The organism is Streptomyces sp. NPDC043738 (assembly GCF_056436545.1).
Genome location: NZ_JBWKCJ010000008.1, coordinates 104,089 through 122,222, shown reverse-complemented (window position 1 = coordinate 122,222; position 18,134 = coordinate 104,089). Strand labels below are relative to the sequence as shown.

The window sequence follows — 18,134 nt, the reverse complement described above, 5'->3', positions numbered from 1 at the left end:
TCCGGCTCCCACTCGGGCCCCCTCGCCCACTCCCGCTCCGTCCACGTTCGCTCGGTCCGGATTCGCTCGGTCCGGATTCGCTCCCGACGATGACAAGACCCTCCACCACCCTCCGGGTCAGGACGTGCCGAACAGCAGGCCGTAGAGCCCGAAGGCGCCGAGAGCCACCGGGATCAGCGCCACCACGCTCACCGACTCGGCCAGGTCCAGCCACCGCCGCAGCCGGGCCCGCAGCGTCTCCGGCAGCCGCACGGCGAGCACCACGACCGGCAGCACGGCCAGCACACCCAGCGTGGCCAGCGCGAACACCGGCGCCCCGCCGTCGGTGGCCCAGAGCAGCACCAGCCGTACGCCCACCACCAGGCCGGCCCCCAGCAGCGCGACGACCTCCACGGCCAGCGGATAGGCGCGGGCGCGCGAACACAGGACGACGCACAGAAGCAGCCCGGCGAGCACCGTCCACAGGCCGGGCGTGCGCACCGCGAGCACCCCGGCGGCGCCGGCCGAGGCCGCCATCGCGACCGTGGCCAGGGCCAGTTCCCGATGGGCGGCGCCCAGCGCGCCCGCCACCTGGTGCCGGCTGACCGGTGTGCCGCCGGACCGCTGGTCGTCGAGCCGGGTCAGGCCGGCCGCCATCAGTGCGATTCGCGGCAGATAGCCGAGGACCAGTACGGAGCCGAAGCCGAGCGCAACTCCCGTGCGCGCGGGGGTGGTCAGGGCCAGTCCCAGCTCCCAGGCGCCCACGGCGAGCGCGACCGACCCCGCGCCTATCAGGCCGCCGCGCCCGAGCCCCGCACGGAGTCCGAGGAGCGCGAGCACGGCCGCGACGGTCAGCCCGACGGCGGCGAGCCTGGGGCCGCCGTCCGGGACCGCCTGCCATGCCGCGGCCACCCCGAGGATGCCGCCCAGCAGCAGGGCGACCCGGGGGACGCGCGGGCTCGTTTGTCCGGCGCGGGTGCCGAGGGCGGCTCCGGCACCCGCGAGGGCGACGGCGGCGAGGCCGAGCCCCAGGGCGGCGCTCCCGTTCCCGTACCAGTTGTGTGCGCAGATCCCGGCGACCGCCCCGAGCAGCACGCTCGCCGCCGTCGCGGTCCAGGCCCTGCTCTGCTCGCCCCATCCCCAGCCGCGGACGTCGAGGGGGCCGGCCGAGGCGTCGGCGAGGTCCCGCGCCGCGGATTCCGGCTGCCGCGCGGCGAAATCCGGTTTCAGCAACCGGCCCTCGTCACTGCGCGCCATCGCCACCCGCCCCCTCCCGTTGTGCATCGCCACACCATACGGTCCCGGCGTCGCGCCCTGTCCACCGCTGTGGACAACGAGACGGGCACAACCAGTGCCCACGCGCCGCGCCGGGCCAGGGCCTTGACCTGCGACGGGGCGGACGGCATCGGAAGCGGTGGTGGGGAAAACCCCACCACCCACCACCCCAGCCACCCCATGGCACCCGCGGCCGCGGCCGGGCAGGCTGGGGGCATGACGGACAGTTCCCGACCCGGTGCCGCTGCTGACGACCTTGACGGTGCCTCACCCCCGCCGCCCCGAGCACCGCTCGGCAAGGCGACGTGGCGGGAGATCGCCTATCTGCTGGCCAACTTCCCGCTCGGCGTCGTGGCGTTCGCGGTGGTGGTGGTCTGGCTGACGCTGGGACTCGGGCTGTCGGTCACCGTGATCGGCCTGCCGCTGCTGGCCACGGGGCTGATGGCGTGCCGGCAGTACGGGAGGCTGGAGCGGGCCAGGGCGCGGGCGCTGCTCGGGGTGCGGGTCGAGGAGCCGAGCCCGCTACGGGCGCGGGAGCCGGGGTTCTTCCCGTGGCTGTGGACGTGCCTGAAGGATCCGGTCGCCTGGCGGCACGCGCTGTTCGCGTTCATCCGGCTGCCGTGGGCGCTTCTCACCTTCACGGTCGTCTTCGTCTCGCTCTTCGTGGGATGGCCGGCGCTCCCCTGGGTGGCGCGCTGGCTGTCGAACGTCGACCGGGCGATGGTGCGCGGCTTGCTCTCGCCCTCCGACGAGCTGGAGCGGCGGATCGCCGAGCTGGAGTCGGACCGGGTGACGGTCACCGACACCGCGGCCGCGGATCTGCGGCGGATCGAGCGGGATCTGCACGACGGCGCGCAGGCCCGGCTGGTGGCGCTGGCCATGGGGCTCGGGCTGGCGAAGGAGAAGCTGCTGGAGGGTCAGGCCGACGAAACCGTGGCGGCGATGGTGGAGGAGGCGCACGGCGAGGTGAAGCTGGCTCTCCAGGAGCTGCGGGATCTGGCCCGGGGCATCCATCCGGCGATCCTCACCGACCGCGGGCTGGGGCCCGCCCTGGCCTCGCTGGCCGGGCGCTGCACGGTGCCCGCGACGACCTCCGTCGACCTGGCCGAGCGGCCCGCGCCCGCCATCGAGGGCATCGCCTACTTCACCGTCTCCGAGCTGCTGCAGAACGTCTCCAAGCACAGCGCGGCGCGGCGGGCGTTTGTCGAGGTGTGGCGGGCGGAGGACCGGCTGCTGATCCAGGTGGTGGACGACGGGCGGGGAGGGGCGCGGCTGGACGGCGGCAGCGGGATGGCCGGGCTCGCCGAGCGGCTGGGGTCGGTGGACGGGCTGTTCGTGCTGGATTCGCCGGCGGGCGGGCCCACGCGGGTGACGGCGGAGCTGCCGTGGCGGGCGCGGGCCGGGGCGGGGGCGGCTCCCGCGCCGGCGTCGGCGTCGAAGCGGGGGCTCCGGCCGAGGGGCCGCTGACCTGCCGGTTGTGCTGAACCCCAGGTCGGGGGGTGGGGAAAACCCCAGGAAAAGACTGCGAAGACCCTCATGGTGCGCCGGGCTCGGCTCGCGGAGGCTTGTCGTAGCGGAAAACCGCTGGGCCCGAGCAGGGCCGGCAGCTCACTCAGCGGCGCCGACAGTCAGGAACCGCATACGACAGAACGGACGACGAGACGATGGATACCGCATACGCACCGCAGCCCCGCGGCTCGCGAGTTCCCGTGGGACTGCGCGCCCCGTTCTCCGGGCGCACCTGGCGGGAGTTCCTCTACCTCTTCCTCAGCCTCCCGATGTCCGTCGTGATGTTCGCCTACGCCATAGCGGTGATCTCGCTCGGCGCCGGTCTGCTGGTGACGTTCCTGGGAATTCCGGTGCTGGCGGGCGGTCTGGCCGGCAGCCGGGGGCTGGGCAGCGTGGAGCGTGCGCGGGCCAGGGGTCTGCTGGCGCTGGACGTGGCCGATCCGGAGCCGGTGCGCCCCTCGAAGCCGGGCGTGATGGGCTGGGTCGGGGCCGTGCTGAAGAGCGGGGTGTCCTGGCGGCACCTGCTCTACTCCCTGCTGCACTTCCCGTGGGCGGTCTTCTCCTTCGTCTTCTCGCTGACGTTCTGGACCATCGGCTGGGCCCTGCTGGCCTATCCGCTGTGGCGGTGGACGTTCCCCGCCTACCTCGACCAGCCGGGCATCCAGATGTGGGGCGACGGCAGCGGCAGCGGCTTCTACCTCGACACCCCCGCGGAGATCTGGCTGACCAGCGGCATCGGGCTGCTGCTGGTGCTGGCCGGGCCCTGGGTGATCCGCGGGCTGACGCAGGTGGACCGGGTCATGGTCCGCGGCCTGCTGGGCCCCTCCGCGCTCGCGACCCGGGTCGTCGAGCTGGAGTCGGACCGCGGCGTGGTGGTGGACACCGCGGCGGCCGATCTGCGCCGCATCGAGCGCGATCTGCACGACGGCGCGCAGGCACGGCTGGTCTCGCTCGCCATGGATCTGGGCCTGGCCAAGGAGAAGCTGGCCGAGGACCCGGAGGCCGCGGCGCGGATGGTCGACGAGGCACACGGCGAGGTGAAGATCGCGCTCCAGGAGCTGCGGGATCTGGCCCGGGGGATACACCCGGCGATCCTCACCGACCGGGGCCTGGGCCCCGCACTGTCGGCGCTGGCCTCCCGCTGCACGGTTCCGGTGAGGGTGACGGTGGACCTCGACCACCGCCCGGCGGCGGCCATCGAGGGCATCGCCTACTTCACCGCCTCCGAGCTGCTGCAGAACGTCTCCAAGCACGCCCGGGCCACCCGCGCGACGGTGGACGTCTGGCGCACCGCCGACCGGATCGTGGTGCTGGTGACGGACGACGGCAGGGGCGGCGCCCGCACCGATGCCGGCACCGGCCTGGCCGGCCTCGGTGAGCGACTCGGCTCCGTCGACGGCCTGCTCATAGTGGACTCCCCGATCGGCGGCCCGACGTCCATCACCGCCGAACTGCCCTGGCGCGGGTGACCACGGGGGACACCGAAGCGGGGAGACCGGTCGGCGGCCGGGGACGGGACGGGGGTCCGGCCCCGCCCGCCCGCGCCGCTTGCCCCGCCTCGGCACCGCCCCTGTGCCGCCCCCTGCCTCCCCTTCCCCCCTGATCCGCCCGCCCGCGTCCGAATGCTGGGATGCTGGGGACCGGCAGGGTGGGAGCGATGAGACGTGGGGGATCCGAAGTCGTGGAGGACAAGGTGCGGGTGGTCATCGCCGAGGATTCGGTGCTGCTCCGGGAGGGGCTGACCCGGCTGCTCACCGACCGTGGGCATGACGTGGTGGCGGGCGTGGGGGACGCCGAGGCGCTGATCAAGGCGATCAGGGAGCTGGCGGACGAGGACGCGCTGCCGGATGTGGTGGTGGCGGACGTGCGGATGCCGCCGACGCACACCGACGAGGGGGTGCGGGCCGCGATCCGGCTGCGCCGCGACCATCCGGGCCTGGGGGTGCTGGTGCTCTCGCAGTATGTCGAGGAGCAGTACGCCACGGAGCTGCTGGCCGGGTCGAGCCGGGGTATCGGCTATCTGCTCAAGGACCGGGTCGCCGAGGTCCGGGAGTTCGTCGACGCGGTGGTCCGGGTCGCCGAGGGCGGCACCGCGCTGGACCCGGAGGTGGTGGCCCAGCTGCTGGGCCGCAGCCGTAAGCAGGATGTGCTGGCCAACCTGACGCCGCGCGAGCGGGAGGTGCTGGGGCTGATGGCCGAGGGCCGGACGAACTCCGCCATCGCCCGGCAGCTGGTCGTCAGCGACGGCGCGGTCGAGAAGCACGTCAGCAACATCTTCCTGAAGCTGGGGCTGGCGCAGAGTGACGGGGATCACCGCAGGGTGCTCGCCGTTCTCACCTACCTCAACTCCTGACTCGCTGACACCCTGTCAGTTTGGCAGGCCGTGGCCATTTTGGGTGCGGCCCAGGACTTTGGGCGTAGAACCAATGGAGGAGTCCGGAGCGTCATGAATAAGGGGCCACGGGGGCGGTGATTTCATGACAAAACACACCAGAATGGTGTCTCATCTTGACGTCCACCATGTGATCGACCCAGGGAAGGTCACCCTTACCCACGTACGATGGTTATGGGACAACCGTCCGGTACGACTAGTCCCGAGCCCTGCCTCCGGCGGGGACGCCGCACCCCTCGAGGGAGGTCCGAAGCAGTGACCAGCCAGGTCAGTAGCCCAGCCGAGCAGACCGACGCAGCGCTAGTCGGGGAACAGCGCGCTTCCGGTAACGGCGGGCAGAGCAAGGAAGTCCGGCGCCTGGACCGGGTGATCATCCGGTTCGCCGGTGACTCCGGTGACGGAATGCAGCTCACCGGAGACCGGTTCACCTCAGAAACGGCGTCGTTCGGCAACGACCTGTCGACGCTGCCCAACTTCCCCGCCGAGATCCGGGCGCCCGCCGGCACGCTGCCGGGCGTCTCCAGCTTCCAGCTGCACTTCGCCGACCACGACATCCTCACGCCCGGTGACGCTCCGAACGTGCTGGTCGCGATGAACCCGGCCGCACTCAAGGCGAACCTCGCCGACGTCCCGCGCGGCGCGGAGATCATCGTCAACACCGACGAGTTCACCAAGCGCCCGATGGCGAAGGTCGGCTATGCGACCAGCCCGCTGGAGGACGGCTCACTGGCGGCCTACAACGTCCATCCGGTGCCGCTGACGACGCTGACGATCGAGGCGCTCAAGGAGTTCGGGCTCTCCCGCAAGGAGGCCGAGCGCAGCAAGAACATGTTCGCGCTGGGCCTGCTGTCGTGGATGTACCACCGCCCGACCGAAGGCACCGAGAAGTTCCTGCGCGCCAAGTTCGCCAAGAAGCCGGACATCGCGGAGGCGAACGTCACCGCGTTCCGGGCGGGCTGGAACTTCGGCGAGACGACCGAGGACTTCGCGGTCTCCTACGAGGTCGCCCCGGCGACCAAGGCCTTCCCGACCGGCACCTACCGCAACATCTCCGGCAACCTCGCGCTGTCCTACGGGCTGGTCGCCGCCTCCCAGCAGGCGGACCTGCCGCTGTATCTGGGCTCCTACCCGATCACCCCGGCCTCCGACATCCTGCACGAGCTGTCCAAGCACAAGAACTTCGGTGTGCGGACGTTCCAGGCGGAGGACGAGATCGCCGGTATCGGCGCGGCGCTGGGCGCGGCGTTCGGCGGCGCCCTGGCGGTGACGACCACGTCCGGCCCGGGTGTGGCGCTGAAGTCGGAGACCATCGGTCTCGCGGTCAGCCTCGAGCTTCCGCTGCTGATCGTGGACATCCAGCGTGGCGGGCCCTCGACGGGCCTGCCCACGAAGACCGAGCAGGCCGATCTGCTGCAGGCGATGTACGGGCGCAACGGCGAGGCGCCGGTACCGATCGTGGCGCCCAGGACCCCCGCCGACTGCTTCGACGCGGTGCTGGACGCGGCCCGTATCGCGCTGACCTACCGCACCCCCGTCTTCCTGCTCTCCGACGGCTATCTGGCCAACGGCTCCGAGCCCTGGCGGATCCCCGACGTCGGGGAACTCCCCGATCTGCGCGTCCAGTTCGCCTCCGGCCCCAACCACGAGCTGGCGGACGGCACGGAGGTCTTCTGGCCCTACAAGCGCGATGAGCAGACCCTGGCCCGCCCCTGGGCGGTGCCGGGCACGCCGGGCCTGGAGCACCGCATCGGCGGCATCGAGAAGCAGGACGGCACCGGCAACATCTCCTACGACCCCGCCAACCACGACTTCATGGTGCGCACCCGCCAGGCCAAGGTCGACGGCATCGAGGTCCCGGACCTCACGGTCGACGACCCCGCCGACGCCGACGGCAAGGGCGCCGGCACCCTGGTCATCGGCTGGGGGTCGACGTACGGACCGATCACCGCGGCGGTACGGCGCGTACGGGGCGCAGGGGAGCGCATCGCGCAGGCCCATCTGCGCCACCTCAACCCCTTCCCCCGGAATCTCGGCGAGGTCCTGGCGCGTTACGACAAGGTGATCGTGCCGGAGATGAACCTCGGGCAGCTCGCCACCCTGCTGCGCGCCAAGTACCTGGTCGACGCCCGCTCGCACACCCAGGTCAGCGGGATGCCGTTCAAGGCCGAGCAGCTCGCGGAGGTCTTTAAGGAGGCCATCAATGACTGAGACGATCTCGGAGAGGCCCTCGCAGATCGAGGCGCTCTCCCTGGTGCCCAAGGCCGAGGCCAAGCAGTCCATGAAGGACTTCAAGTCCGATCAGGAAGTGCGCTGGTGCCCCGGTTGCGGTGACTACGCCGTCCTCGCCGCCGTACAGGGCTTCATGCCCGAGCTCGGCCTGGCGAAGGAGAACATCGTCTTCGTCTCCGGCATCGGCTGCTCCTCCCGCTTCCCGTACTACATGAACACCTACGGGATGCACTCCATCCACGGCCGCGCCCCGGCCATCGCCACCGGCCTGGCCTCCTCGCGCCGCGATCTGTCCGTATGGGTCGTCACGGGCGACGGCGATGCGCTGTCCATCGGCGGCAACCACCTCATCCACGCCCTGCGGCGCAACGTCAACCTCAAGATCCTGCTGTTCAACAACCGGATCTACGGTCTGACCAAGGGCCAGTACAGCCCCACCTCCGAGGTCGGCAAGATCACCAAGTCGACGCCGATGGGATCGCTGGACGCGCCGTTCAACCCGGTCTCGCTGGCGCTCGGGGCCGAGGCGACGTTCGTGGCCCGTACGGTCGACTCCGACCGCAAGCACCTCACGTCGGTACTGCGCGAGGCCGCCGCCCACCCCGGCACGGCGCTGGTGGAGATCTACCAGAACTGCAACATCTTCAACGACGGCGCCTTCGAGGTCCTCAAGGACAAGGAGAAGGCCCAGGAGGCCGTCATCCGCCTGGAGCACGGGCAGCCGATCCGCTTCGGCGCCCCGGCCCCCGACGGCCTCGGCTCCAAGGGCGTGGTCCGCGACCCGGCCACCGGCGACCTCAAGATCATCGACGTGCTGCAGGAGGGCACGGAGGGCGTGCTGGTACACGACGCGCACAACCCCTCCCCCACCACGGCCTTCGCGCTCTCCCGGCTCGCGGACCCCGACACCCTCCACCACACCCCGATCGGTGTGCTCCGCAATGTCGAACGGCCGGTCTACGACACCCTGATGTCCGACCAGCTCGACACCGCCATCGAGCAGCAGGGCAAGGGCGACCTCGCCGCGCTGCTGACCGGCAACGACACCTGGACGGTCGTCGGCTGACGACCGCGGTCCACGCCTCGGCCGTGCCGCAGGGCGCGGCGGAGGCGTGGCGGGCCCCGGACACCGCTGCGGGTGTCCGTAGGGGAACGTCTCATGGCGTCCCCCTACGGGCACCCGCTTTCGGTTGCGGGGTGTCAGAGCGTCGTTCGGCGCGGGCGCGGCGCGTCTCTTCTGCGCGTCTCGTACGAGTGCCATGCTGACGGCCTCCAACCGCCAAGGGGCAAGACATGAGCATCGTGGTCACCGGCGCCTCCGGGGCGCTCGGCCGGCTGGTCATCGACGAGTTGCTCAAGCGCGCCGCACCGGGCGACATCGTGGCGGTCGCCCGGGACCGGGCCAAGACCGCGGGCCTGGCGGCGCTCGGCGTGGGCATCAAGATCGCGGACTACGGTCGGCCCGAGACGCTCGAAGGGATCTTCGCGGCCGGCGACCGGGTCCTGCTCATCTCCGGCAACGAGGCCGGTCAGCGCCTCACCCAGCACCGCGACGTGATCGACGCCGCGCGCGAGGCGGGCGTGGGACTGCTGGCGTACACCAGCGTGCTGGGCGGGCCGACCGCCACCTTCTCCATCGCCGAGGAGCACATCGCCACCGAACAGGCGCTGCTCGCGTCCGGTGTGCCCTACTGCCTGCTGCGCAACGGCTGGTACCACGAGAACTACACCGGTGCGCTGGCCGGCACGCTGAGGACCGGCGCGGTGATCGGCAGCGCGGGCGAGGGCCGGGTGGCCTCCGCCGCGCGCCGGGACTATGCCGAGGCGGCCGCCGTCGTGCTCACCGGCGCCGGCCATGAGAACTCGGTGTACGAGCTGAGCGGTGACACCGCCTGGTCGATGGCGGAGTACGCGGCCGAGGTGTCCCGGCAGACCGGCCGGCGAATCCCGTACCGCGATCTGCCCCAGGAGCGGTATGTGGCCCTGATGGTCGAGGCGGGGGTGCCGGCCTTGGGGGCGCAGCTGGTCGCCGATGCGGACGCCGGGATCGCCCGGGGCGAACTGGCCGCGACGCCCGGCGACCTCTCCCGGCTCATCGGCCGCCCGACGACACCGATCGCCGAGTCCATCGCGGACGCCCTGAGGCGGCTGACGGCCTGAGGCGGCTGACGGCCTGGCTTCCCGGACCACGGTGACTCCCGCCCGGAGGCGGCCTCCGATCAGAGGCGTCTCCCCGCCGTCGCCCTTCGGCCACCCCTTCGTCATGACCGTCTATCGATACGCACATGACAGGCGGACTGATGCGGCGCTACCTTCGCAGGGTCGACGAAGCACATCAGGAGGGTCCCCTTGCAGCATCGAGCCGATCAGCGCGCTGGACTCGCCTATGGCATCGCCGCCTACACCATGTGGGGCCTGCTGCCCCTCTACTGGCATCTGCTGGACGCCGTCGCGCCGTCCGAGATCCTGGCCCACCGGATGGTGTGGTCGCTGCCCGTCGCCGTCGTCATCCTGGCCGTGCTGCGCCGCTGGGCCTGGATAGGCCCGCTGCTGCGGCAGCCCAAGCGGCTCGGACTGGTCCTGGTCTGCGCGCTGGTCATCTCGGTCAACTGGTTCCTCTACATCTGGGCGGTCAACGCCGGGCATGTCCTGGAAGCGTCGCTCGGCTACTTCATCAACCCTCTGGTCAGCATCGCCTTCGGCGTGCTCGTGCTGCGTGAGCGGCTGCGGCCGCTGCAGTGGACGGCAGTGGGCGTCGGCGCCCTGGCCGTCGTGGTGATGACCGTCGCCTACGGCAAGGTGCCCTGGATCGCGCTCGGCCTGGCCTTCTCGTTCGCGACGTACGGGCTGGTCAAGAAGGGCATCAAGCTCGACGGCATCGAGGGCTTCAGCGCCGAGACGGCCATGCAGCTGCTGCCCGCACTGGGCTTCCTGATCTACCTCGGGGCCCAGGGCCAGTCCAGCTTCGTGGGCGGCGGAGTGGGCCAGGCGCTGCTGCTCTCGGCCTGCGGAGTGGCGACCGCGGTGCCGCTGATCTGCTTCGGTGCCTCGGCGATGCGGCTGCCGCTGACCGTGATCGGGATGCTGCAGTACCTGGCGCCGACCTTCCAGTTCGTGCTGGGTCTCCTGGTCTTCCACGAGGAGATGCCGCCGGAGCGCTGGGCCGGGTTCGCACTGGTGTGGGTGGCGCTGGTGGTGCTGACCTGGGACGCCCTGCGGACGGCGCGGCGGGGGCGGACACAGCTGGCCGCCGCCGCGGCCCGCGCGGGCGAGGCAGCCGCGACCGAGGCGATGGCGTCGGCGGCCGAGCCCGCCACCGCGCAGCCTCCCGGCCTCAAGCCGTGATGTCGCGGGTGGTGAACCGCGCCCAGGCGGCCGCCCCGAACACCGCCGCGTACAGCGCCTGCAGGCCGAAGTTCTTCTGCAGCTGGTCCCAGTAGACGGGGTCGCGCAGCAGGTCCGCGAAGGACAGCCAGTAGTGCGGGAAGAGATACGGCTGGATGGCGTCCAGCTGGGGGATGGTGTCCAGGATCTGCACGGTGATCAGCAGTCCGACCGTGGTCGCCATGGCGGCGATACCGCTGCTGGTGAGCGTCGATATGAACAGGCCGACGGCGGCCACGCCCGTCAGGGACAGCGCCACCGCTCCGGCGATGGCCAGCGCCCGCAGCAGACCTTCGGCGAAGGAGACGGTCGTGCCGGAGAGCAGGGTGATCTCGCCCAGGGGGAAGAGCACAGCGCCGGTCGCCAGCGCGAAGAGCGCCACGACCAGGGTGCCCACCAGGCAGAACGTCATGGCCGTGGCGTATTTGACCAGCAGCAGGCGGGTGCGGCCCGCGGGCGCGACCAGGAGGTAGCGCAGCGTCCCGCCGTGCGCCTCGCCGGCTATGGAGTCGCCTGCGATCACGCCGATGGACATCGGCAGGAAGAACGGCAGCGTCACCGCGAGCGAGGTGAAGACCAGGAAGAGACCGTTGTTGCTGACCTGGGAGATGAACGCCGGGCCGCCCGCACCTCCGCCGCCCCCCGCCCCGCCGTCGCCGGTCTCGATCTTGACGGCGATGCCGACCAGGACCGGGACGCCGGCGAGCACCGCCAGCAGCGCCAGGGTGCGCCAGCGCCGGAAGGTCATGGTGATCTCGCTGCGCAGCAGGCCCAGCGACCACAGCGGTCGGGGCCGGCGCGGCACCGCCTCAGCCTGCGACATCGAATCCCTCCCCGGTCAGGTGTACGAAGACGTCTTCCAGCGAGGTGCGTTCGGTGCCGAAGGCACGGACCCGGACACCGGCGTGCACCAGGGCGGCGTTGACGTCCGCCAGCTCCAGGGGCGCCTGATCGCCCGGCCGGTCCGAAGGGCCGGCCGGGAGGTCGCCCGTCACCCGGTCGTCGGTGACGTGAAGTCCGGTCACACCGTGCTCCTTCAGCACCCGCACCGCGTCCGCCGCGTCGGGAGTCGTCACCGTCAGCCGGCCGTGGCCGCGGGGCCCGAGGACCGTGGCGGACAGGTCGGCGACCGTGCCCTGGGTGATCAGCCGGCCGCGGGCCATCACCGCGGCGTGGGTGCAGACCTGCTCGATCTCGTCGAGGAGGTGGGAGGAGAGGAAGACGGTCGTACCGTCGGCGGCCAGTTCCCGGACCAGGGTGCGGATCTCCCGCATGCCCTGCGGGTCCAGGCCGTTGGTGGGCTCGTCGAGCACCAGCAGCTCACGGGGCTGGAGCAGCGCCGCGGCCAGTCCGAGGCGCTGCTTCATGCCGAGGGAGTAGGCCCGCGCCTTCTTGCTTGCCGCGGCGGCCAGGCCCACCCGCTCCAGTGCGCCGCCGACCCGCTGTGTACGGGTACGGGGGTCGGCGGCGGGGTCGGCGGCGTCGAAACGCCGCAGGTTGTCGCGGCCGCTGAGGAAGCCGTAGAGCGCCGGTCCCTCGATGAGCGCGCCGACCTTGGGGAGCACGCGGCGGGCCGCGGCGGGCATCGGCTGCCCGAGCACCCGGGCACTGCCGGCGGTCGCGTCGATCAGGCCCATCAGCATGCGGATGGTGGTGGTCTTGCCGGAGCCGTTGGGGCCGAGGAAGCCGAAGACGCTGCCGCGCGGTACGGCCAGATCGAGGCCGTCGACGGCGAGCTGGCCACCGCGGTAGGCCTTGGTCAGCCCCCGCGTCTCGATCGCCCGGTCCCCGGCCGGCGAGTGGTCGAAGGCGGCCGGGCCCGCGGGTGGCCGCGCGCCGGCGGCCCCTGTGGCGGGCGGCTGTGGCATCGGCTCCCCCAACGTCGTACGGCTGGCCTGCGGGCCGCGCCGCGCCACCCGGTGAGGGGCGGCGCGGCGGTCCCTGTGCGGTGGTGGCCCGTTACTTGGCGGCGTTGGCCGCGTCGATCAGGGCCTGCTTGTCGACGGCGCCGACGTAGATCGTGCCGTTGTCCGTTATCAGGGCGTTGACCAGGCGGGTGCTGAAGATCCGGCCGGAGCCGAAGGAGCCGCTGGCCTTGTCACCGAGGCTGTCCAGGAACTTGCCGACGTCGCCGCCCGCGCCCTGGTCCTTGCCCGAGGGCAGGCCGGAGCCGGCGCCCTTGATCGTGGCGATGGACGTCCAGCCCTTGCCGATGACGTTCAGCCCGCCCAGGTCCTTCTCGACGTCCTTCATGCCCTTGCGGGAACCGAAGTCCTTGCTGCCCTTGCCGTGTTCACGCTCGGCCTTCGCCCGCTCCTGGTCGCCGTTGACGACCTTGGCGCCCTTGGGCGGGGTGAAGGAGAACTGGCTCGCGGCGGGCTTGGCGAAGTCGACATCGGTGTAGCCGACGTCGATGGCGGCCGCGCCACCGCTCTTGGGGGTGAGGGTGAACTTCAGCGGGACGCCGTTGGCGGCGTCCACCGCGACCCGGATCGAGCCGACGGTCGAAGCGGCCTGCTTGGGCTTGATCAGCAGCTGGTAGGCGTCCCGGCCGGCGACCTTGGCGGTGCCGTCGACGGTGACCGAGGTCGTGTCCCCGGCCGCCTCCAGGGCCTGCTTGGCCAGGTCCTGCGGGGTGGCGTTCTTCAGGTCCTTGGGGAGGTCCTTGGGCTCAGGGCGCTGCTTGCCGTGCCGGCCGGCGTCCGGCGCGGTGCTGTGGACGGCGGTGTTGCTGCCGCTGTCGTACGCCCAGACGTCCTTGCCGTTGTGGACGAGGCTGTACTCGGCGGCCTTGTCGACGATCGACAGCCGCTGCTTGTCGGGGCCGTCGGCGGCGACGCGCAGCGTGTGCGCACCGGACGCCAGCTCCATCAGCTTGCTCTCGGGCGCCGCGGACGCGCCGTCGCCCTTCTTCTCGGCACCGCCCGGGCCGCCGCCGAAGCCGCCGGCCCCTCCGGCCATGCCCGGCAGGGCGGGCAGGCCGAGGTCCGTGGTGATCCGGACCGTGCCGGAGAGCTGCTGGGCATCCGACTTGGCGACCTTGGCGATCAGGTCCTGTGCCGAGATCTCCGGCAGGTCCGGAGAACCGCCGGCGAACGCCGGGACCAGCCCGATCGTGGCCGCCGCCACTCCCGCCACCGCGACCGGCACGGCGTACCGCACCGCTTTACGGCGCTTCGGAGAGTGTCCCCCGTCCCCTTCGGTGACCTCTGTCGGTTCGTACCGTGGCATCTGCCTACCTCCGTCGTTTGCGGCGGTTGCTGCGCTGTCCGCTCGCCCACCCCTGGACTCAAGGTGACCCGTCCGCCGTGCTCTGGTGCTTTCCATCTCACCAAAGCCCCGGGCGTATCGCGTCAGCCCGCGGGGCCAACTCGTCGTACTGCTGAGGTATGACGCCGGGTCACCGCACGGCGTTGCACGTACGACAGGAGTCTGATCACTCCCTAGGGGACAGGCGGGCGATCCCTCAGGGATCCGCCCGCCCCACGTCACCCGGCTCGGTGCACCACCGCGTCGCAGAGGCCTTCCAGGGCCTCCTTGGCCGGGCACTGCGGCAGCGGCGCCAGCATCGCGCGGGCCTCCTCCGCATAGCGCACGGTGTCGCGGCGGGCCTCTTCGAGCGCCGGGTGGGCGCGCAGGCCGGCCAGCGCCTCGGCGTGCCGGGCGTCGTCGGTGAGATCGCCGGCCAGCAGCTCGCACAGCGCGCGGTCCTCCGGCGTGCCGGCGGCGCTCTCGGCCCGCGCCCGCAGATGCAGCACGGGCAGCGTCGGGATGCCCTCGCGCAGGTCCGTACCGGGCGTCTTGCCCGATTCGTGCGAGTCGCTGGCGATGTCGAGCACGTCGTCGGCCAGCTGGAAGGCCGTGCCCAGCCGCTCGCCGTACTGGGTGAGGATGTTGACCGTCGACTCGTCGGCGCCCGACATCATCGCGCCGAACCGGCACGCGACGGCGACCAGTGAACCGGTCTTGCCGGCGAGGACGTCCAGGTAGTGGTCCACGGGGTCCCGGCCGTCGCGCGGCCCCGCGGTCTCCAGGATCTGGCCGGTCACCAGGCGCTCGAAGGCCTCGGCCTGGATCCGGACCGCCTCGGGGCCGAGGTCGGCGAGGATGTGCGAGGCCCGGGCGAAGAGGAAGTCCCCGGTCAGCACCGCGACGGAGTTGCCCCAGCGGGCGTTGGCACTGGCCACGCCGCGGCGCACATCGGCCTCGTCCATCACGTCGTCGTGGTAGAGCGTCGCCAGATGGGTCAGCTCCACGACGACGGCCGAGGGCACCACGCCCGGGCTGTGGGGGTCACCGAACTGGGCTGCCAGCTCCACCAGCAGCGGCCGGAACCGCTTGCCGCCCGCGCGCACGAGATGCTGCGCGGCTTCGGTGATGAACGGCACGTCGCTCTTGGTGGCCTCCAGCAGGCCCTCCTCGACAGCCGCCAACCCGGCCTGGACATCGGCCTCAAGAGCCTGGTCCCGCACGCTCAGCCCGAAGGGCCCGACGACGGTCACGAGGGGTACTCCTGTCTGCTGACGATCAAACTGAATGTCGATCTGTCGCTGTCTCCACCATTGGTCAGCGTATCCGGTCTCAGTTCGATCACCGTGAGCGCCCGCCCCCCGAACCGCCCGCGAAGCACAGCGGCCCCCGGCCGGTACGTTGCGGATCACCCTTTGATGCGGGTTTGACTCCGGTCAACGGGGCAACAAAGGCATCCCGTTTCCCACCCACCCCACGAGCCACAGCTCTGACCGGAGAGCCGAATACCCGCCCCGGAAGAGGCGTTCTTCGGCCATCCTCACAGGCCACTCGCCCCCCGGCCCGCGGGGCGGGGCGGCGGGCGGGACTCCACTCATCCTGAGCGCCGCGCCGCGCACATGCCCGGGCGCCCGGCGGTCACCCGTACGCCCGCGCCACCGCCCGCGCCAGCCGGGGCGAGGCGAACGCCGTGCCGCAGACGAAGCGCATCACCGGGCCGAACGAGGCGGCCGCCGGCAGCCCCGTGAAGTACAGCCCCGGTACCGACGAGCCGAAACCGGCGTCCAGCAGGGGCCCGCCGGCCCGCGTCACGACCTCGGTGCGCAGCCCCTGGCCCAGGAAGTCCAGCGCCGCGAGATCCATCCGGTAGCCGGTGGCGGCCAGCACATGGTCGGCCACGAGCTCCCCGCCCTGGCCGTCGGCGCCACGCAGCGCCAGTACGGGACGGCCGTCGCGCACCGTCGCCCGGACGATCCGCCGGCCCTGCGTGACCTGCACCCGTCCGGCGAAGCGGTCCCGCAGCCACCAGGCGCCCAGCGGGCCGAGCACCCTGCGCACCAGGTACCGCCGCAGCGGCGCCGGCAGACGGCGGAACGCGTCGGCGTGATACGTCAGCGCATACAGCGACCAGGCGTTGCCGAACGGGGACGGCGGCCGCAGCCGCGGCTGGCGGTCCGGTGGCGCGCCGAAGCCCACCGCGGCGGGCTCGCGCGCCACCACTCTTACGGACGCCGCGCCCGCCTCGGCCAGCAGCACCGCGCTCTCCAGGGCCGACTGCCCCGCGCCGACGACCACCACCTCCCGGCCGGCCAGCGCCGACAGGTCGTGGTGCTGCGAGCTGTGCGAGACGGGCCCGGTGGCGGACGGCCCGTCCGGGACCGCGGCGGCCAGTTCCGGCGGCAGGTGCGCCAGACCGCTCAGTCCGGTGGCGACGACCACTGCCCGGGCGCCGAACTGCTCACCGCTGTCCAGCTTCAGCTCGAAGCCGTCGGCCCGCCGGTCGACCGAGACCACCGTGACCTGCTCCAGATCCGGCACCAGCCGCTGCTGCACCCACTGGCCGTACTGGACGAACGTCTCCACCGGGATGATGTCCCAGTCCGACTCGTAGCGGCGCCCCTCCCCTGTTGCCGCGCAGTGGTCACCGAGGGTGTGCCCGGCCTGCGGGGCGTGGATGCTGGAGGCCGCCGGCGTCGACTTGAGCAGCATGCCCGCGGGCATCTGCGCGTGCCAGCTGACCATCGGGCGGCCGAAGACCCGCACCGGCAGGCCGCGCGCCCGTAGGTGCGCGGCCGTCGACAGGCCGTACGGGCCGGCCCCGATGACCGCTACCGGAGTGCTCACTTGGGTTCCTCCCCTTGCCTAGGTGGTGCGTCGGTGCCCGCCCGGCGACCCGCCCGGCGCAGCTGCATCAGGTGGTGGGCGCCCGGCCCGACGGACCGCGCGAGCATGGTGAAGAACGGCAGCGGGTCGTCCCCGGCGAACCACGCCAGTTCGGTGCCCGAGGCCCGCGCCGGTACGTGCGCGGTGGCCGCGCCACCGCGCACGTAGGCGAAGCGCGCGGGCAGATCGACATTCTCGACGACGAAGCGGCGCCCGGCCCGCTGGGCGCCTTCGGGCACGGTGCGCCCGGTGAGGTACAGGTGCTGGGCGCGTACGACATCGACCCCGGCAGTGCTCTCGAAGAGCCGGAACTGCGCGCCCATGCGGGGGTTGAAGTCGAGCAGCCGGTACCGGCCGTCGCGGCGGTCGAGCCGCCAGTCCAGGTCGGCGATCCCGGTGAACCCGATCCGCTTGACGAACTGTGCGGACATCCGGGCGAGTTCGGGGTTGCCGACGACATACGCGCAGGCCGTCATGCCGGCGTGCGGTGGCCAGGAGCGCACCTTGACGCCGGTGAACAGCGCCAGTGGCGCGCCGTCCGAGCCGAAGCAGCCGTGCACGATCCAGTCCTCGGCCTGCTCGCGGGGCAGGTACTCCTGGAGGATCACGCCGGGCCGCGGCCCCCAGCCCCGCGCCAGGTCGAGCAGTTGACCCGGTCCCTCTATCCGGGTCGTGCCGGCGACAGCGGGTCTCCTGCGCCGTACGAACGCCTCGCGGTTCTTGGCCACCACCGGGAAGCGCGCCTGCCTGGCGTACGCCTCGATCTCCCCGTAGGACGCGGGGAAGGCGGCGGCCGGCGAGGGCACGCCGTGTGCCAGGCACAGCTCGTGCAGGCCCTGCTTGCTGGCAAGCCTGCGCGGCAGGTCCGCCGCCACCCTTGGGAAGAGAAACGATCCGGCGAGCACCTCGGCATGCTCGGCGATCAGCACCGCGGCCTCTTCGTCGGTGGGGATCAGCACCGTCGGCCGCCCGATCCGGCGGCCGATCCGCAGCAGCCCCGCCACCAGCCGGTCCGGCTCCTCGCGCCCGGTGGTCGGCCACACGAAGCGGCCGCGGAGATAGCGGGAGGCCGCCGCCGGCGTGCAGCGGTCCTCCGTCACGGCGTACATGGGGACACCGAGCCGCCCCAAGCTGCGAATCGCCCCCACACCGCCGTGGTGCAAGGGATAAGCCCCGATCTTCACGATCAGCCCCGGAACACTCCGGTCGACCGCGAGCCGTGCGCCATTGCGAG

Annotated in this window: 14 protein-coding genes; 7 read left to right on the top strand and 7 right to left on the bottom strand. The window is 72.2% G+C overall.

The genetic code is table 11. The annotated features are described in order from the left end of the window. Positions 1-117: 117 nt before the first annotated feature. The gene (locus tag AC0680_RS13645; RefSeq protein ID WP_478627866.1) at positions 118-1,263 is read right to left on the bottom strand and encodes a secretion protein snm4; all 1,146 of its coding nucleotides are present in this window, start codon (positions 1,261-1,263) and stop codon (positions 118-120) included. Positions 1,264-1,470: 207 nt separating this feature from the next. Here AC0680_RS13645 and AC0680_RS13640 point away from each other — a divergent pair, with 207 nt between their 5' ends. The 7 genes from AC0680_RS13640 to rarD all read left to right on the top strand — a co-directional run bounded on the left by AC0680_RS13640 (position 1,471) and on the right by rarD (position 10,729). After that, on the top strand, positions 1,471-2,721 hold the full coding sequence (locus AC0680_RS13640; RefSeq protein WP_478627865.1) for a sensor histidine kinase: 1,251 nt from the start codon (positions 1,471-1,473) through the stop codon (positions 2,719-2,721). Between the two features lie 197 nt (positions 2,722-2,918). Continuing rightward, on the top strand, positions 2,919-4,232 hold the full coding sequence (locus tag AC0680_RS13635) for a sensor histidine kinase (protein ID WP_478627864.1): 1,314 nt from the start codon (positions 2,919-2,921) through the stop codon (positions 4,230-4,232). A 212-nt stretch (positions 4,233-4,444) separates the two neighbouring features. Then, positions 4,445-5,116: a LuxR C-terminal-related transcriptional regulator gene (locus AC0680_RS13630; RefSeq protein WP_478628069.1), complete on the top strand. Its 672-nt coding sequence runs from the start codon at positions 4,445-4,447 to the stop codon at positions 5,114-5,116. Positions 5,117-5,410: 294 nt separating this feature from the next. Further along, complete coding sequence (locus AC0680_RS13625) at positions 5,411-7,363, top strand: 2-oxoacid:acceptor oxidoreductase subunit alpha (RefSeq protein ID WP_478627863.1); 1,953 nt, start codon at positions 5,411-5,413, stop codon at positions 7,361-7,363. Continuing rightward, positions 7,356-8,450, top strand: a complete 1,095-nt coding sequence (locus AC0680_RS13620) for a 2-oxoacid:ferredoxin oxidoreductase subunit beta (protein WP_384429779.1) — start codon at positions 7,356-7,358, stop codon at positions 8,448-8,450. Before AC0680_RS13625 ends, AC0680_RS13620 begins: the two co-directional genes overlap by 8 nt. A 227-nt stretch (positions 8,451-8,677) precedes the next feature. Continuing rightward, entirely contained in the window at positions 8,678-9,544 is an 867-nt protein-coding gene (locus AC0680_RS13615; protein WP_478627859.1) for an SDR family oxidoreductase, read from the top strand. A gap of 189 nt (positions 9,545-9,733) precedes the next feature. After that, positions 9,734-10,729, top strand: a complete 996-nt coding sequence (rarD, locus tag AC0680_RS13610) for an EamA family transporter RarD (RefSeq protein WP_478627858.1) — start codon at positions 9,734-9,736, stop codon at positions 10,727-10,729. On the opposite strand, the gene AC0680_RS13605 is transcribed toward rarD, so the two are convergent. The 6 genes from AC0680_RS13605 to AC0680_RS13580 form a co-directional block, all read right to left on the bottom strand. Then, positions 10,719-11,591, bottom strand: a complete 873-nt coding sequence (locus AC0680_RS13605) for an ABC transporter permease (protein ID WP_478627856.1) — start codon at positions 11,589-11,591, stop codon at positions 10,719-10,721. The genes rarD and AC0680_RS13605 overlap by 11 nt on opposite strands. Then, positions 11,578-12,636, bottom strand: coding sequence for an ABC transporter ATP-binding protein (locus AC0680_RS13600; protein ID WP_478627853.1), 1,059 nt, complete (start codon positions 12,634-12,636; stop codon positions 11,578-11,580). The genes AC0680_RS13605 and AC0680_RS13600 overlap by 14 nt, the downstream gene beginning before the upstream one ends. Positions 12,637-12,727: 91 nt before the next feature. Further along, positions 12,728-13,999, bottom strand: coding sequence for a LolA family protein (locus AC0680_RS13595; RefSeq protein WP_478627850.1), 1,272 nt, complete (start codon positions 13,997-13,999; stop codon positions 12,728-12,730). 257 nt (positions 14,000-14,256) lie between these two features. Then, complete coding sequence (locus tag AC0680_RS13590) at positions 14,257-15,270, bottom strand: polyprenyl synthetase family protein (protein ID WP_478627847.1); 1,014 nt, start codon at positions 15,268-15,270, stop codon at positions 14,257-14,259. Positions 15,271-15,655: 385 nt separating this feature from the next. Beyond that, positions 15,656-16,861 carry an FAD-dependent oxidoreductase gene (locus AC0680_RS13585; RefSeq protein ID WP_478627844.1) on the bottom strand — a complete coding sequence of 402 codons (1,206 nt, stop codon included), beginning with the start codon at positions 16,859-16,861 and terminating at the stop codon, positions 15,656-15,658. After that, positions 16,858-18,009 (bottom strand): carboxylate--amine ligase, encoded by a 1,152-nt coding sequence (locus AC0680_RS13580; protein WP_478627841.1) that lies wholly within the window; start codon positions 18,007-18,009, stop codon positions 16,858-16,860. The genes AC0680_RS13585 and AC0680_RS13580 overlap by 4 nt, the downstream gene beginning before the upstream one ends. Between the last annotated feature and the right edge of the window lie 125 nt (positions 18,010-18,134).